Source organism: Streptomyces argenteolus, assembly GCF_042902585.1.
GTDB lineage: Bacteria > Actinomycetota > Actinomycetes > Streptomycetales > Streptomycetaceae > Streptomyces > Streptomyces argenteolus.
Genome location: NZ_JBIBEG010000008.1, coordinates 149,594 through 163,996 on the forward strand (window position 1 = coordinate 149,594; position 14,403 = coordinate 163,996).

Sequence of the window (14,403 nt, forward strand, 5' to 3'; positions counted from 1 at the left end):
GGTCGATCGGGTGGAAATCAAGCGGATCATGAGATCCGGTCCTTCATGTTACAGGTTCCTGCACTTCTGCACCTACGATTGCGCCTCGCCCCGGCAGCTGCCCCGCTGCTCGACGGCGCCCCGCCACGGCCCCCGCCTGGGCCGGCGCGCGCGCCCGGGGTCATGCTCGGCCCCGGGCTCCTGAGATCGCCGCCGAGGGCTCCTGAGATCGCGCCCCGGGCCCGCGCACCCGCGACGGCGCCCCGGCTTCCCGTCCGGCAGCGGGCGGTGCCGTCAGTGGTGCGCCCGCCTGCCCTCCGCCTTGTTCGCCGGCTGCTCACCGCCCAGGCCCAGCTTCCTGGCCAGCTGTGCGAGGTGGGGCGGCTCCGGCGTGACGGGTGCCTTGGCGCCGGTTCCCAGCCAGCCGGCCAGCTTGCCGCCCTCGCCGACGGCACGGAGCCGTGCCTCCGTCGCGTCGCGCACCGGGTCGGTCGCGACCACCAGCAGTTCGTCGCCCCGGCGCAGCACCGTCGTGGGGGCCGGGACGAAGCTCTTGCCGTCCCGTACGACGAGGGTGACGGCGGCTCCTGCGGGCAGTCGCAGCTCCCCGACCTCCACGCCGTGCATCTTGGACCTGCCCGGTACCTCGACGGACAGCAGATGGCCCCGCAGGCGCTCCAGGGGTGCCGATTCGATGCCCAGGTCCGCCGTCTCGGAGGGGTCGTCGCCGATCTTCAGGGCCCTCGCCAGCCAGGGCAGGGTCGGTCCCTGGATCAGCGTGTAGACGATGACGAGAACGAAGACGATGTTGAAGACCCGGGTGCTGCCCTCGATCCCGGACACCATCGGGATGGTCGCCAGGATGATGGGCACGGCGCCGCGCAGGCCTGCCCAGGACATCAGTGCCTTCTCGCGGTGCGGCAGCCGGAACGGCGCCAGGCTGATGAAGACCGACAGCGGCCGGGCCACGGCGGTCAGCACCAGCCCCACGACCACGGCCGGCCAGAAGTCGTCGATCAGGTCGTGCGGGGTGACCAGCAGCCCCAGCAGGACGAACATGCCGATCTGCGCCAGCCAGCCGAGCCCGTCGGCGAAGCCCCGGGTGGCGGGCCAGTGCGGAAGCTTGGAGTTGCCGAGGACCATCGCGGCCAGGTAGACGGCAAGGAAGCCACTGCCGTGGGCGATGGCGCCCGTGGCGTACGCGGACACGGCGATGGCCATGACGGCGATCGGGTAGAGCCCGGAGGCGGGAAGGGCGACATGGCGCAGTCCGAAGGCGCCGAGCCAGCCCACCGCGAGGCCGATCGCCGCGCCGATGGCCAGTTCGAGGGCTATCTCACCCACCAGCACGTACCAGTGCTCCACGGGCCCGACGGCGGAGAACGCCACCACCAGGATGACCACGGGGGCGTCGTTGAAGCCGGATTCGGCTTCCAGGACACCGGTTATCCGGGAGGGGAGCGGAACCTTGCGCAGGACGGAGAAGACCGCTGCGGCATCGGTCGAGGAGACGACGGCGCCGATGATCAGCGCCTGCCGCCAGTCCAGACCGACGAGGTAGTGCGCCGCGCTCGCGGTGACGCCCACGCTGATGCCCACGCCGACGGTCGACAGGACGGCCGCCGCCGGAAGAGCGGGCTTCACTTCTTTCCACTTCGTGCCCAGGCCGCCCTCGGCCAGGATGACGACCAGGGCGGCGTAGCCGATCACCTGGGTCAGCTCGGCGTTGTCGAACTTGACGTCGAAGATGCCGTCCTGCCCGATGGCGATCCCGATGCCGAGGTACAGGAGCAGGCTGGGGAGCCCGCTGCGGGATGAGATGCGTACGGCCGCCACGGCGACCAGCAGGACGAGAGAGCAGACGAGCAGAAGTTCGTTGAGCGCGTGGACAGTCAGGGTCCGTTCCTTCCCTGCGTACGCCTTCCGGATCGTTCTCCGGCGGCCGGTACTTCGTTACCTTACCTAATCTTTAACGTTTTCTTGACGCCTTCGAGTGTTCGTGCGAACCGGTGCGCAAATGGATGCATCCCCATACCGCGTCCGAGTGGCTTCGGCGGGGCGCCTATGGTTGCTCCTGCACTCCCAGGACCACCCTGCCCCTCGAAGGACAGCGATGCCCGCCAACACAACCGCCCCTTCCGGGTCTTCCGATGCGAAGAAGACCGGCAGGAAGAAGGGGCGACGCGCCCGCCTGTTCGTGCTCGTCCTGGTGCTGGCGCTTGTCGCGGGTGTCGGGTACGGCGCGTTCTGGTCCGTATCCACCGTGCGGGCCTCGTACCCGCAGACCACCGGGTCGATCGACCTGAAGGGTCTGACCGGCGACGTCGACGTCAGACGCGACGACTACGGCGTCCCGCAGATCTACGCCGACACCGACAGCGACCTCTTCCGCGCGCAGGGCTTCGTCCAGGCCCAGGACCGCTTCTGGGAGATGGACGTACGCCGCCACATGACGTCCGGCCGGCTCTCCGAGATGTTCGGCTCGGGCCAGGTCGAGACCGACGCCTTCCTGCGCACCCTCGGGTGGCGCAAGGTCGCGCAGGAGGAGTACGACACCGTCCTCGACGAGGACACCAAGAAGAACCTCCAGGCGTACGCGGACGGGGTGAACGCGTATCTGGCCGGCAAGGACGGCAAGGACATCTCCGTCGAGTACGCGGCGCTCGGCCTGACCAACGACTACAAGCCCACCGAGTGGACCCCCGTCGACTCGGTCGCCTGGCTGAAGGCCATGGCCTGGGACCTGCGCGGCAACATGCAGGACGAGATCGACCGCTCGCTGATGACCAGCAGGCTCAGCACGGACCAGATCGAGGACCTCTACCCGGGCTATCCGTTCGACAAGAACGAGACGATCGTCGATCAGGGCGGGATCTCCCCGGTCACCGGCGAGTACGACCCGGAGGCCGAGCCGTCGGAGGCCATCGGCTCGGGGACCGTCGAGGGCGCCGCCGAGGGCCTCAACACCCAGCTCTCCGCGCTCTCCGACACGCTCGACGAGATCCCGGCGCTGCTCGGTCCCAACGGCAACGGGATCGGGTCCAACTCCTGGGTCGTCTCGGGCAAGTACACGACGACCGGTGATCCGCTGCTGGCCAACGACCCGCACCTCGCGCCGCAGCTCCCCTCGCTCTGGTACCAGATGGGGCTGCACTGCCGGCAGCTCTCGGCGACCTGTCGCTACGACACCGCCGGGTACACGTTCTCGGGGATGCCGGGTGTGGTCATCGGCCACAACCAGGACATCGCCTGGGGCTTCACCAACCTCGGCGCCGACGTGACGGACCTCTTCCTGGAGAAGGTCTCCGGCGACGGCTACCAGTACGACGGCAAGACCGAGCCCTTCGTCACCCGCGAGGAGACCATCAAGGTCGCCGGCGGCAAGAGCCGGAAGATCACGGTCCGCGAGACCAACAACGGCCCACTGGTCTCCGACCGCAGCGGCGAGCTGGAGAAGGTCGGCAAGAAGGCCCCCGTCACCAACTCCGCGCCCGACCGGGGCGACGGATACGCGGTCGCCCTGAAGTGGACCGCGCTGGAGCCCGGCAGGACCATGGACGCGGTCTTCGAGCTCAACCGGGCCAAGGACTTCACGAGCTTCCGCAAGGCCGCCTCCCTCTTCGAGGTGCCGTCGCAGAACCTCATCTACGCCGACACCGAGGGCAACATCGGCTACCAGGCGCCCGGCAGCATCCCGGTCCGCCTGGAGGGCGACGGCACGATGCCCAGCCCCGGCTGGACCTCCAAGTACGGCTGGGAGAAGAAGCGCATCCCGTTCGACGAACTGCCGTACGAGTACAACCCGGAGCGCGGTTACATCGTCACCGCCAACCAGGCCGTCGTCGACGACAGCTACGAGCACATGCTGACCAGGGACTGGGGATACGGGGCCCGCAGCCAGCGGATCAACGACCTCATCCAGACGAAGATCGCAGGCGGGGAGAAGATCTCCACCGACGACATGCAGACGATGCAGATGGACAACCAGAGCGCCATCGCGGCGAAGCTGGTGCCGGAGCTGAAGAAGATCTCCATCTCCGACCCGAGCGTCCGCGAGGCCCAGAAGCTGCTCGAGGGCTGGGAGTACATCCAGGAGCCCGACTCGGCGGCTGCCGCCTACTTCAACGGCGTCTGGCGCAACATCCTCAAGCTGGCCTTCGGCAACAAGCTCCCCAAGGAGATGCGGGCCAAGGGCGACTGCATCTACGTGGAGCCCACCACCGGCACCGGACCGGTGGACGAACAGGACAAGCTCGTACGGGAATGCGGTCAACGCGCCCCGGACGCGGCTCAGCCCGACGGTGGCGACCGCTGGTACGAGGTGGTCGAGAACATCCTGGACGACCAGGACAACGAGTGGTGGAAGGTCCCCGCCAAGGGGCGCGAGCAGGCCATCGACAGCCGGGACGAGCTCTTCGCCCGCGCCATGGAGGACGCGCGCTGGGAGCTCACCGCCGAGCTCGGCAAGGACATCACCACCTGGAGCTGGGGCCGGCTGCACCAGCTGACCCTGCGCAACCAGACGCTCGGCACCGAGGGCCCCGATCTGCTGCAGCGGGCGCTCAACCGAGGCCCCTGGGACCTCGGCGGCGGCGAGGCGGCCGTCAACGCCACCGGCTGGAACGCGGCGGGCGGCTACGAGGTGATCTGGGTGCCGTCGATGCGGATGGTCGTCAACGTGGGGGACTGGGACAAGTCCCGCTGGATCAACCTCACCGGCGCCTCCGGGCACGCGTTCAGCGCGCACTACACCGATCAGACCGACAAGTGGGCCGAGGGTGAACTGCTCGACTGGTCCTTCGGGGAGGAAGCGGTGAAGGAGTCGACCGTCGACACCCTCACGCTCAAGAAGCCCTAGACGGGAAGCGCCGCGCTCCGGCCGGCGTGACCACGGCGTCCACGGGGTGGTCGTGCGGTTCCTCAGGAACCCGCGCGACCACCTCGTCGTCGTACAGCAGGACGATCAGGGCCGGGTGGGCTCCGGCGTCCGCGAGCCGAGCCAGCACCCGGTCGTAACTGCCGCCGCCGCGCCCGAGCCGCATCCCGCGCCCGTCCACGGCCAGTCCGGGCAGGAGGACCGCGTCCGCCTCCAGCACCGCCCGGGGCCCCAGGCGGGTGCCGCCGGGCTCGAGGAGCCCGCGGCCCGCGGGCAGGAGATGCTCCGCACCTTCGAACACGGCCCAGTCCAGGTCGTTGTCCGCCATCAGCACGGGCAGCAGGACGCGTACGCCTCGCGCGCGCAGGGCGTCCAGCAGCGCGTGCGTCCCCGGCTCGCGCCCGACGGACACGTAGGCCGCCACCGTCCGGGCGCCAGCGAGCTCGGGGAGATCCAGGGCGGCGGAGGCGAGAAGCGAGGCCGCCCGCCCGACGTCCTGCGAGGTGAGAAGGGCTCGGGCGGCGAGCAGTTCACGCCGCAGGGTCGGCTTTCGGGACATGTCGTCGTTCAACGGGTCCTCGCAAAAGCTCGTTTATGTGGATGAATGAGAACGAAGTTAACCGGACGCTCATCTTCCGCCCATAGGCACCGGTTACAGTTCTGCGCATGACTCAGTCGCACCCCAGGATCAGCAAAGCTGTCATCCCAGCTGCAGGTCTCGGCACCCGGTTCCTGCCGGCCACCAAGGCCACTCCCAAAGAGATGCTGCCTGTGGTCGACAAGCCCGCCATCCAGTATGTCGTGGAGGAGGCGGTCGCCGCCGGTCTCTCCGACGTGCTGATGATCACCGGCCGGAACAAGCGTCCCCTGGAGGACCATTTCGACCGGAACTACGAGCTGGAGTCCGCACTGACCCGCAAGGGAGACGCCGAGCGGCTCTCCAAGGTCCAGGAGTCCAGCGACCTGGCCACCATGCACTACGTACGCCAGGGGGACCCGCGCGGCCTCGGTCACGCCGTCCTGTGCGCCGCTCCTCACGTCGGGGACCAGCCGTTCGCCGTCCTCCTCGGCGACGACCTCATCGACCCGCGGGACCCGCTGCTGTCCCGGATGGTCGAGGTCCAGGAGCGCGAAGGCGGCAGTGTCGTCGCCCTGATGGAGGTGGACCCCGCGCAGATCCACCTCTACGGCTGCGCGGCCACCGAGAGCACCGCCGACGGCGACGTCGTCCGGGTGACGGGACTGGTGGAGAAGCCCGACCCCGCCGACGCGCCCAGCAATCTCGCCGTCATCGGGCGCTATGTCCTCGGCCCCGCGATCTTCGACATACTGCGCCGGACCGGACCCGGCCGCGGTGGCGAGATCCAGCTCACGGACGCCCTGCAACTGCTGGCCGAGGACGAGAAGATCGGCGGTCCGGTGCACGGCGTCGTCTTCAAGGGCCGCCGCTATGACACCGGTGACCGAGGCGACTATCTCCGTGCCATTGTCAGACTCGCGTGCGAACGTGAAGACCTGGGCCCGGACTTCCGGACCTGGCTGCGCAGTTACGTCACCGAGGAGTTGTAACAGCTTGAGCAGCACGATCTGGTCGGTGGACGAGCACCTGGACGACATCCTCGCCGCGGTGAGGCCGCTGGAGCCCATCGAGCTGCAGCTGCCCGACGCCCAGGGGTGTGTCCTGGTCGAGGACGTGGTGGTGCAGGTCGCCCTGCCGCCCTTCGACAACAGCTCGATGGACGGATACGCCGTGCGCGTCTCCGATGTCGAGGGCGCGACCGAGGAGTTCCCCGCCGTCCTCACCGTGATCGGTGACGTCGCGGCGGGTGACGGCGGCCTGGCCGACGGCCGGTCCGTCGGACCCGGCGAGGCCGCTCGCATCATGACCGGAGCCCCGCTGCCCGCGGGTGCCGAGGCCGTCGTCCCGGTCGAGTGGACCGACGGCGGCACGGGCGGTGGCCCCGCCTCCGCCATGCGGGCGCACAGCGAGTCCCCCGAGGGGGCGAGCGGCGAGGTCCGCGTCCACCGCCCCGTGAAGCCGCGCGCCCATGTCCGGGCCAAGGGCAGTGACGTACGGCCGGGGGACCTGGCGCTCAAGGCCGGCTCGGTCGTCGGACCGCCGCAGATCGGACTGCTCGCCGCCATCGGCCGCTCGACGGTGCGGGTGCGGCCCCGTCCGCGCGTCGTCGTGCTGTCGACCGGCAGCGAGCTGGTGCAGCCGGGCGAGGAGCTGACCGGGGGCCGGATCTACGACTCGAACAGCTTCGCGCTGACGGCGGCGGCCCGGGACGCGGGCGCGATCGCCTACCGTGTCCCCGCCGTCGCCGACGACGCGGAGACGCTCCGGGCCACGATCGAGGACCAGTTGATCCGCGCGGACATCGTCGTCACCACCGGCGGGGTGAGCGTCGGCGCGTACGACGTGGTCAAGGAGGCGCTGTCCTCCGTGGGTGACGAATCGGCGGGCGACGAGGGCGTGGCCGGGGGCGGCGTCGACTTCCGCAAGCTCGCCATGCAGCCGGGCAAGCCACAGGGCTTCGGCTCGATCGGCCCCGACCACACCCCGTTGATGGCGCTGCCCGGCAATCCGGTCTCCTCGTACGTCTCCTTCGAGCTGTTCGTCCGTCCGGCGATCCTGACGCTGATGGGTCTGCCCGACGTCCACCGCCCACGGGTCACGGCCACCCTCGCGACGGACGAGGCGCTCTCCTCGCCGTCCGGCAAGCGCCAGTTCCTGCGCGGGACGTACGACGCCGAGGCGGGCACCGTGACTCCCGTCGGGGGAGCGGGATCGCATCTGATCGCCGCGCTGGCCCAGGCCGACGCGCTGATCGTGCTGCCCGAGGACGTCACCTCCGCCGAGCCCGGCACGCGGACCGAGGTGATCCTCCTCCGCTGACCCGGGCCCCGTGGCGGTACGGTGTCTGGCGCTGTGCCTTACCGGGGGAAGCCCCCCGGGCCCCTCGGACCGCGCTCTCACGCGGCACGTGCGGGCATCCGGCGCCCTACCGCTAGGCGGAGTGAGTTGAGTACGCAGAACAGCCTGACGCACATCGACGAGGCGGGCGCGGCCCGCATGGTCGACGTGTCCGAGAAGGACGTCACGGCGCGCGTCGCCCGGGCGAGCGGCCGGGTCCTCGTGTCCCCGCGTGTCGTCGAACTCCTCAGAGGAGAGGGCGTCCCCAAGGGCGACGCGCTCGCCACCGCACGGATCGCGGGGATCATGGGTGCCAAGCGCACCCCCGATCTGATCCCGCTCTGCCACCCGCTCGCCGTCTCCGGCGTGAAGGTCGACCTGAGTGTGGCCGACGACGCCGTGGAGATCCTGGCCACCGTGAAGACCACGGACCGGACGGGGGTCGAGATGGAGGCCCTGACCGCCGTGTCGGTCGCCGCGCTCACGGTGATCGACATGATCAAGGCGGTCGACAAGAGCGCGGTCATCACGGACATCCGCGTCGAGGCGAAGTCGGGCGGCAAGTCCGGCGACTACCGGCGGCCCGCACCGGAGGGGTCGCCCGCATGAGCGCGCCCGGCACCACCCCCGCGCCCGGCGGCTACCGGGCCCTCGTCGTGACCGCGTCCAACCGCGCTTCGGCCGGTGTGTACGCCGACAAGGGCGGCCCGGTCATCGCCGAGGCGCTCGCCGGCCTGGGGTTCGCCGTCGAGGGTCCGCAGGTCGTCCCGGACGGCGACCCGGTCGAGGCCGCCCTGCGCGCCGGCACGGAGGCCGGTTACGACGTGATCGTCACCACGGGCGGTACGGGCATCTCGCCCACCGACCGCACCCCCGAGGCCACCCGCCGCGTCCTGGACCACGAGATCCCCGGCATCGCCGAGGCGATCCGGGCCGAGGGCCGGGACAAGGTCCCCACGGCCGCGCTCTCCCGGGGCCTCGCGGGTGTCGCGGACCGCACCCTCATCGTGAACCTGCCCGGTTCGACGGGCGGCGTACGCGACGGTCTCGCCGTCCTGAGCAGACTCCTGGTGCACGCCGTCGACCAGTTGCGCGGTGGCGACCACCCCCGACCGGGGAGCCCGAGCTGAACGTCCGGACCTGGCCGGTGATCCTGACCGACGGTGCCGTCACCCTCCGGCCGATAAAGCTCCGCGACCAGAGCGTGTGGCGCGAGGTCAACCGGCGTAACCGCGACTGGCTGCGCCCCTGGGAGGCGACCGTCCCGCCGCCCGCCCCCGGCGGTCCCGTGGCCCAGCGCCCCACCTACCGTCAGATGATCCGTCACCTGCGGACCGAGGCCAACGCGGGCCGGATGCTGCCCTTCGCCATCGAGTACGAAGGGCGCCTGGTGGGGCAGTTGACGGTGGCCGGCATCACGTGGGGCTCGATGTGCTCCGGCCACGTGGGCTACTGGGTGGACCGGAGCGTCGCGGGGCGCGGGGTCATGCCCACCGCCGTGGCGCTCGCCGTCGACCACTGCTTCCGTACCGTCGGGCTGCACCGGATCGAGGTCTGCATTCGGCCGGAGAACGCCCCCAGCCGGCGGGTCGTGGAGAAACTCGGATTCCGTTCGGAAGGGCTGAGGCCGCGGTATCTGCACATCGACGGCGCCTGGCGCGACCACCTGATCTACGCCCTCACCGCCGAGGAGGTGCCCGACGGGCTCCTGCGGCGTTGGCGCAGGGTGCGGCCGGGTACACCCGATACGCCACGGGCACCCGGGTAAATAAAATAAGTGTTCGAATTTGATTGCTCCGTGACGGTAATCGGTCCCACTTCCGTCGACTGTTGACCCGAACAATCGCAAAAAAAGTCCGTCATATGAGCCGGATCGTGCGACACACCGGGCCAATTGGCGGATGCTGCCGTGCAAACCCCTCTACGGTGTGAGCGTGAGCAGCAGCGGCCTGATCTACGCAGTCATCGTCGGGGCCTGGGCCGCCTACTTGGTGCCGATGTGGCTCCGCAGGCAGGACGAGCTCAATGAAGCCCGTCCGACGGAACGCTTCAGCACCGCCATCCGGCTGCTGTCCGGACGGGCGGCCATGGAGCGCCGTTACGCCAAGGAGCTGCGGGAGCGGGATGCCGAGCAGGCGCCTGGCGACGTGGACCCGGATGCCGTCACGGACCGATTGGAGTCCGTCGACGTCCGGGCCTTCTCCGCGCCTCCGGCACATACGGAAGCCCGGTTGCGCGATCCGGCGCACGAACGGCCGGACCAGCAGCGCCCGCACGACCGGACCGCCCGGCCGGCGCCCGTCAGGCGTCAGGACCGACGGCCCACCGGCGCGGAGTCCGAACGGGAGCGGCGACGGCGGTCGCAGGTCCTGGCGCGTCGCCGGCGTACGACCACCGTCCTGTTCATGGCGTTCACGCTCGGCGCGGTCGTCGCGGCGGTCGGCGGTCTCCGCTTCCTGTGGGCACCCGCCGTTCCCGCGGTGCTGCTGAGCACGTACATCGTGCATCTGCGGGCCCAGGAGCGCCGCCGGTTCGTCTTCACGATGGACCGCCGCCGCGCCGAGGTCGCCGCGCAGCGGCTGCGTGAGAACCGCCCGCGCAGGAACCAGCCCGCCGCATCGGCTCCCGCCGATCCCGACGAGGAGCCCGAAGCGCCGGCGCCCGCTCCCCCGGTCTCCCCGCAGGAGGCCGGCCGGCGTGCCCTGGTCGAGCAGACGGACCACGCGGAGTGGGTGGACCAGCAGCGTGAACGCGGCCCGGCCCAGGGCGACAGCTGGGAGCCGGTGCCGGTCCCGCTGCCGACGTACGTCACCGCCCCGGTCGCCCCGCGCGCCACGGGCGGGGTGGAGGTCGGCGACCCGGAGACCTGGAGCGCGGCCCGCTCCAGCCCGGCCGAGCCCACCCGCACGGGTTCCACCGACTCCCCGGAGCCCGACGCCGAGCCGGCGCCCCGCCGCCGCGTGAACCCGCCCAGGCGCTCCCGCGACCGCGGCCGGACGCCCCTCTTCGACCAGTACGACGACGAGGACCGGCCGCGCGCGGCCAACGAGTGAGACCGGCGGCGGACCCGACTCGGTGACCTGCCGGGATACGGATTTCCGAGCACCCCGATGAGGGTGCTAGAGTTTCACTCGTTGCAAGGGCCTGTGGCGCAGTCTGGTAGCGCACCTCGTTCGCATCGAGGGGGTCTGGGGTTCAAATCCCCACAGGTCCACCGCACACATGAGATCCCGTCCGATCGTCTCGATCGGACGGGATCTCTGTTTTTCCGGATGGTGTGGCGGCCACGGCAGACCGGGCGGTCAGCCGAAAATCCTCTGCGCTCCCGGCGAGCACCCGGTTAGGGTGCGCGGCATGACTGCCTCGGCCCTGCGCGGCGCCACGATCGAGTACGACGACCTCGGGCCCTCGACCGGCCTGCCGGTCCTCCTGATCCACGGCCATCCCTTCGACCGCACGATGTGGGCGCCCCAGGCCGAGGCCCTGACCGGAGCCGGGTACCGGGTCGTCACTCCCGACCTGCGGGGGTACGGCCGCAGCGACGTCACCCCCGGGAAGGTCCTCCTCGCCGACTTCGCCGACGACCTGGCCGCGCTCCTCGACCACCTGGGGATCGAACGGGCGGTGGTCGGCGGCGTCTCCATGGGCGGGCAGATCGCGATGGAGTTCCAGCTGCGCCACCCTGGGCGGGTGCGCGCCCTCGTGCTGTGCGACACCTCCGCCCCGGCCGAGACCGAGGAGGGCAAGGCGTTCCGCAACCGGGTGGCCGACGAACTGCTCGCCGAGGGCATGGACGGCTACGCGACGGGAGCCATCCACAAGATGCTCGCGGCGTACAACGTCGAGGCCATGCCTGAGGTGGCCGCGCGCGTCCTCGCCATGATGCGGGCCACCGACCCCCGGGGTGCCGCCGCCGCACTGCGGGGGAGGGCGGAACGGCCGGACTACCGGGACACCTTGGCCGGGGTCCGGGTGCCCGTGTGGGTCGTCGTCGGCGCGGACGACGTCTACACGCCCGTCGCGGACGCCGAGGCGATCGTCCGGCTGGTGCCGACGGCGTCCCTGACCGTGATCGAGAAGGCGGGGCATCTGCCCGCTGTCGAGCAGCCCGGGCGCTTCAACGCCGCGCTGCTGGACTTCCTCTCCACGCGGGTGGGAGCCGATGGCTGAACCGCACCCGCCCCCGGCCGACTTCATCGGCGCCGCTGCGGGGCGGCGTGACCGTCGCCACGAAGAGCAGCACTGCTGGGATGCCGGGGCGGACCTCTCGGAGCCGAAGCGGCAGACCGAGTCCGCGTACAGGAAGGGTGTCATCGCGCTCCGGATGCGGACGCGCGAGGTGGCCGAGCCCTTCTTCGGCGGGCTGGAGCGGGCTGGTCACGGCACCCGAGTGGGCTCCGTCACAGCGGCTTGGCCATGCAGATGCTGCTGTCGTACGTGCGATAGTGGCCGAACTTCGAGCAGGGCGTGTAGCCGCTCGACGTGTACAGCGCGATCGCCTCGGGCTGCTGGTCGCCGGTCTCCAGGACCATGCGGGTGCGGCCCGCCGCCCGGGCGTCGGCCTCCAGCGCGGCGAGGATGCGGCGCGCGAGGCCCCGGCCGCGGCCCTCCGGAATCACGAACATCCGCTTGATCTCGGCGTCGCCGTCCGCGTAGCCCTGGTCGTTCCGCTCCTGGGTGCGCCAGCCGCCGGTGGCCACCGGGCGTCCCCGCTCGTCGTAGGCGAGCAGGTACAGTCCGCGAGGCGGGTCGAACATCGTGGCGTCGAGCGGTGTGACGTCGCCCTCGTCGCCGTAGCGCGCGGCATATTCGAGCTGCACCTGGTCGTTGAGTTTGACGGCATCGGGGTGGTCGAAGGGCCGCTGCTGGATATTCATGCGATACATGGTACAGGTATGCATGGGGTGCATGTAGGTACTGTACCGGCATGCTGACTGTTACCTCCGTGAATGTGAACGGGCTCCGTGCCGCCGCGAAGAAGGGCTTCGTCGAGTGGCTGGGGCAGACCGAGGCCGATGTCGTCTGCCTCCAGGAAGTCCGTGCCGAAGCGCAGCAGCTGCCCGAAGAGGTGCGTGAGCCCGAGGGGTGGCATGCCGTCTACGCCCCCGCCGCGGCCAAGGGCCGTGCGGGAGTGGCTCTCTTCACGCGTCACGCGCCGGAGCGCGTGCAGATCGGGTTCGGCGGGTTCGAGGTGCCGGGCAGTGAGGAATTCGACACCTCCGGCCGGTACGCCGAGGTGGACCTCCCGGGTGTGACGGTCGCCAGCCTGTACCTGCCCTCCGGTGAGGTCGGTACCGAGCGGCAGGAGGAGAAGGAGCGCTTCATGGCCGCCTTCCTTCCCTACCTCCAGGGGCTGAAGGGACGGGCCGCCGCCGAGGGGCGCGAGGTCGTCGTCTGCGGTGACTGGAACATCGCCCACCGGGAGGCCGACCTCAAGAACTGGAGGTCCAACAGGAAGAACTCCGGCTTCCTCCCCGAGGAGCGGGAGTGGCTGACCCGGGTGTTCGACGAGGCGGAGTACGTGGACGTGGTCCGCGCACTGCACCCGGACGAGGAGGGGCCGTACTCCTGGTGGTCCTACCGGGGCCGGGCCTTCGACAACGACACGGGATGGCGGATCGACTACCAGGTGGCGACGCCCGGCCTCGCCGGGCGGGCGGTCAAGGCATGGGTGGAGCGCGCCGCCACGCACGGCGAGCGGTGGAGCGACCACGCGCCGGTGACGGTCACGTACGAGCGCTAGGGCGCGGCCGGGCGTCCCGGGGGGTCGCGTACGGGCGGCCGTGGGTCCGGTGCGTGGCGTCGGCTCGCGTGCGGACTCTGGAACGCAGTTCGCGGCCCGGAGACGGTCATGTGCGCGCGGCCCGAGGTCCGGCGGCGCGCGCCGTCAGGGCTCCTCGCGCAGCCGCCGGTCCAGGGCCATCGACAGCTCCGCGTCCACCACCGCCTGGGCGAGCGTGCGCAGTTGGTCCGGCTCGGTCTGTGCGGTGTGGGTCCGCAGGACGCGTACGAAGAGGTCGGCGAGGGCGTCGGCGTGCTCGCGGACCTGGCGGCCCGAGGTGAGCACGGCGTCGAGCGGAACTCCGGCCCGTACGAGCTCGGAGGACGCCTCCAGCAGCCGGCGGCTGATGTGGACGATCTCCTCGCCGTCGGTCCCGAGGTAGCCGAGCTCCATGGCCGCCGCGAGGTTCTCCGCCGTGGCCTGGTCCTGGAAGTAGTCGGCGAGCTGCTCGGGCGTGAGCCGGACCGGGGTCTCCTCGGTCGGCTCGCCCAGGCCCAGCACCTCGGCGACGTCCCGGCCGCTCTCGAACGTGCTGGCCAGGTCGGCGATGCCGTTCAGGGTGTGGCCGCGTTCCAGCAGCCCCGTGATCGTGCGCAGCCGGGCCAGGTGGCGGTCGTCGTACCAGGCGATACGGCCCTCGCGGCGGGGTGGCTGGATCAGTCCGCGCTCCCGGTAGAAGCGCAGGGTGCGCACGGTGATGCCGGCCTCCTCGGCCAGCTCCTCCATGCGGTACTCGCGGTGCTCGCGTCCGTAAGCCACACCCGCACCCTATGTTGTACCGCCGGTAACTTTCCTTGTCCCGCCCCCTACCCATCAGTACGGAGCTGCTCTACCCTCCCAACAATGCCA

13 protein-coding genes and 1 tRNA gene are annotated in these 14,403 nt (G+C 70.7%); 10 read left to right on the forward strand and 4 right to left on the reverse strand.

Annotated features, from left to right (window positions below; all coding sequences use genetic code 11):
• Positions 1–273: 273 nt before the first annotated feature.
• Positions 274–1,815, reverse strand: a complete 1,542-nt coding sequence (locus ACFY8O_RS26190; protein WP_387906358.1) for a potassium/proton antiporter — start codon at positions 1,813–1,815, stop codon at positions 274–276.
• A 277-nt stretch (positions 1,816–2,092) separates the two neighbouring features.
• On the opposite strand from ACFY8O_RS26190, the gene ACFY8O_RS26195 reads away from it, so the two are divergent.
• On the forward strand, positions 2,093–4,837 hold the full coding sequence (locus ACFY8O_RS26195) for a penicillin acylase family protein (protein WP_387906361.1): 2,745 nt from the start codon (positions 2,093–2,095) through the stop codon (positions 4,835–4,837).
• Here the strand turns inward: ACFY8O_RS26195 and ACFY8O_RS26200 are convergent.
• Entirely contained in the window at positions 4,824–5,414 is a 591-nt protein-coding gene (locus tag ACFY8O_RS26200) for a 5-formyltetrahydrofolate cyclo-ligase (RefSeq protein WP_387906363.1), read from the reverse strand. The genes ACFY8O_RS26195 and ACFY8O_RS26200 overlap by 14 nt on opposite strands.
• A 107-nt stretch (positions 5,415–5,521) precedes the next feature.
• On the opposite strand from ACFY8O_RS26200, the gene galU reads away from it, so the two are divergent.
• The 8 genes from galU (at position 5,522) to ACFY8O_RS26240 (ending at position 11,942) form a co-directional block, all read left to right on the forward strand.
• Positions 5,522–6,424: a UTP--glucose-1-phosphate uridylyltransferase GalU gene (gene galU, locus ACFY8O_RS26205; protein ID WP_145809152.1), complete on the forward strand. Its 903-nt coding sequence runs from the start codon at positions 5,522–5,524 to the stop codon at positions 6,422–6,424.
• A gap of 4 nt (positions 6,425–6,428) precedes the next feature.
• On the forward strand, positions 6,429–7,754 hold the full coding sequence (gene glp, locus ACFY8O_RS26210) for a molybdotransferase-like divisome protein Glp (RefSeq protein ID WP_145809150.1): 1,326 nt from the start codon (positions 6,429–6,431) through the stop codon (positions 7,752–7,754).
• Between the two features lie 126 nt (positions 7,755–7,880).
• Positions 7,881–8,381 (forward strand): cyclic pyranopterin monophosphate synthase MoaC, encoded by a 501-nt coding sequence (moaC, locus tag ACFY8O_RS26215; RefSeq protein WP_387906367.1) that lies wholly within the window; start codon positions 7,881–7,883, stop codon positions 8,379–8,381.
• A complete protein-coding gene (locus tag ACFY8O_RS26220) occupies positions 8,378–8,902 on the forward strand; it encodes a MogA/MoaB family molybdenum cofactor biosynthesis protein (protein ID WP_145809146.1) in 525 nt (174 codons plus the stop codon). Before moaC ends, ACFY8O_RS26220 begins: the two co-directional genes overlap by 4 nt.
• A gap of 17 nt (positions 8,903–8,919) precedes the next feature.
• The gene (locus tag ACFY8O_RS26225) at positions 8,920–9,540 is read left to right on the forward strand and encodes a GNAT family N-acetyltransferase (protein WP_145809144.1); all 621 of its coding nucleotides are present in this window, start codon (positions 8,920–8,922) and stop codon (positions 9,538–9,540) included.
• Between the two features lie 166 nt (positions 9,541–9,706).
• Entirely contained in the window at positions 9,707–10,825 is a 1,119-nt protein-coding gene (gene sepX / locus ACFY8O_RS26230) for a divisome protein SepX/GlpR (protein WP_449341829.1), read from the forward strand.
• A gap of 87 nt (positions 10,826–10,912) precedes the next feature.
• Positions 10,913–10,986, forward strand: a tRNA-Ala gene (locus tag ACFY8O_RS26235).
• A gap of 140 nt (positions 10,987–11,126) precedes the next feature.
• Positions 11,127–11,942, forward strand: a complete 816-nt coding sequence (locus ACFY8O_RS26240) for an alpha/beta fold hydrolase (RefSeq protein WP_387906372.1) — start codon at positions 11,127–11,129, stop codon at positions 11,940–11,942.
• A gap of 230 nt (positions 11,943–12,172) precedes the next feature.
• On the opposite strand, the gene ACFY8O_RS26245 is transcribed toward ACFY8O_RS26240, so the two are convergent.
• The gene (locus ACFY8O_RS26245; RefSeq protein ID WP_145809137.1) at positions 12,173–12,649 is read right to left on the reverse strand and encodes a GNAT family N-acetyltransferase; all 477 of its coding nucleotides are present in this window, start codon (positions 12,647–12,649) and stop codon (positions 12,173–12,175) included.
• Between the two features lie 50 nt (positions 12,650–12,699).
• Here ACFY8O_RS26245 and ACFY8O_RS26250 point away from each other — a divergent pair, with 50 nt between their 5' ends.
• Entirely contained in the window at positions 12,700–13,515 is an 816-nt protein-coding gene (locus ACFY8O_RS26250) for an exodeoxyribonuclease III (RefSeq protein ID WP_387906375.1), read from the forward strand.
• Positions 13,516–13,659: 144 nt separating this feature from the next.
• Here ACFY8O_RS26250 and ACFY8O_RS26255 read toward each other — a convergent pair whose 3' ends face one another.
• Positions 13,660–14,280, reverse strand: a complete 621-nt coding sequence (locus ACFY8O_RS26255) for a MerR family transcriptional regulator (protein WP_145809384.1) — start codon at positions 14,278–14,280, stop codon at positions 13,660–13,662.
• Positions 14,281–14,403: the final 123 nt, after the last annotated feature.

What these genes read in the sequence shown, in the direction of transcription:
- ACFY8O_RS26195 (WP_387906361.1), top strand. Translation starts at nt 2,093, where the DNA reads ATGCCCGCCAACACAACCGCCCCTTCCGGGTCTTCCGATGCGAAGAAG.
- ACFY8O_RS26200 (WP_387906363.1), bottom strand. Translation starts at nt 5,414, where the DNA reads ATGTCCCGAAAGCCGACCCTGCGGCGTGAACTGCTCGCCGCCCGAGCC.
- galU (WP_145809152.1), top strand. Translation starts at nt 5,522, where the DNA reads ATGACTCAGTCGCACCCCAGGATCAGCAAAGCTGTCATCCCAGCTGCA.
- ACFY8O_RS26220 (WP_145809146.1), top strand. Translation starts at nt 8,378, where the DNA reads ATGAGCGCGCCCGGCACCACCCCCGCGCCCGGCGGCTACCGGGCCCTC.
- ACFY8O_RS26240 (WP_387906372.1), top strand. Translation starts at nt 11,127, where the DNA reads ATGACTGCCTCGGCCCTGCGCGGCGCCACGATCGAGTACGACGACCTC.
- ACFY8O_RS26245 (WP_145809137.1), bottom strand. Translation starts at nt 12,649, where the DNA reads ATGAATATCCAGCAGCGGCCCTTCGACCACCCCGATGCCGTCAAACTC.
- ACFY8O_RS26250 (WP_387906375.1), top strand. Translation starts at nt 12,700, where the DNA reads ATGCTGACTGTTACCTCCGTGAATGTGAACGGGCTCCGTGCCGCCGCG.
- ACFY8O_RS26255 (WP_145809384.1), bottom strand. Translation starts at nt 14,280, where the DNA reads ATGGAGGAGCTGGCCGAGGAGGCCGGCATCACCGTGCGCACCCTGCGC.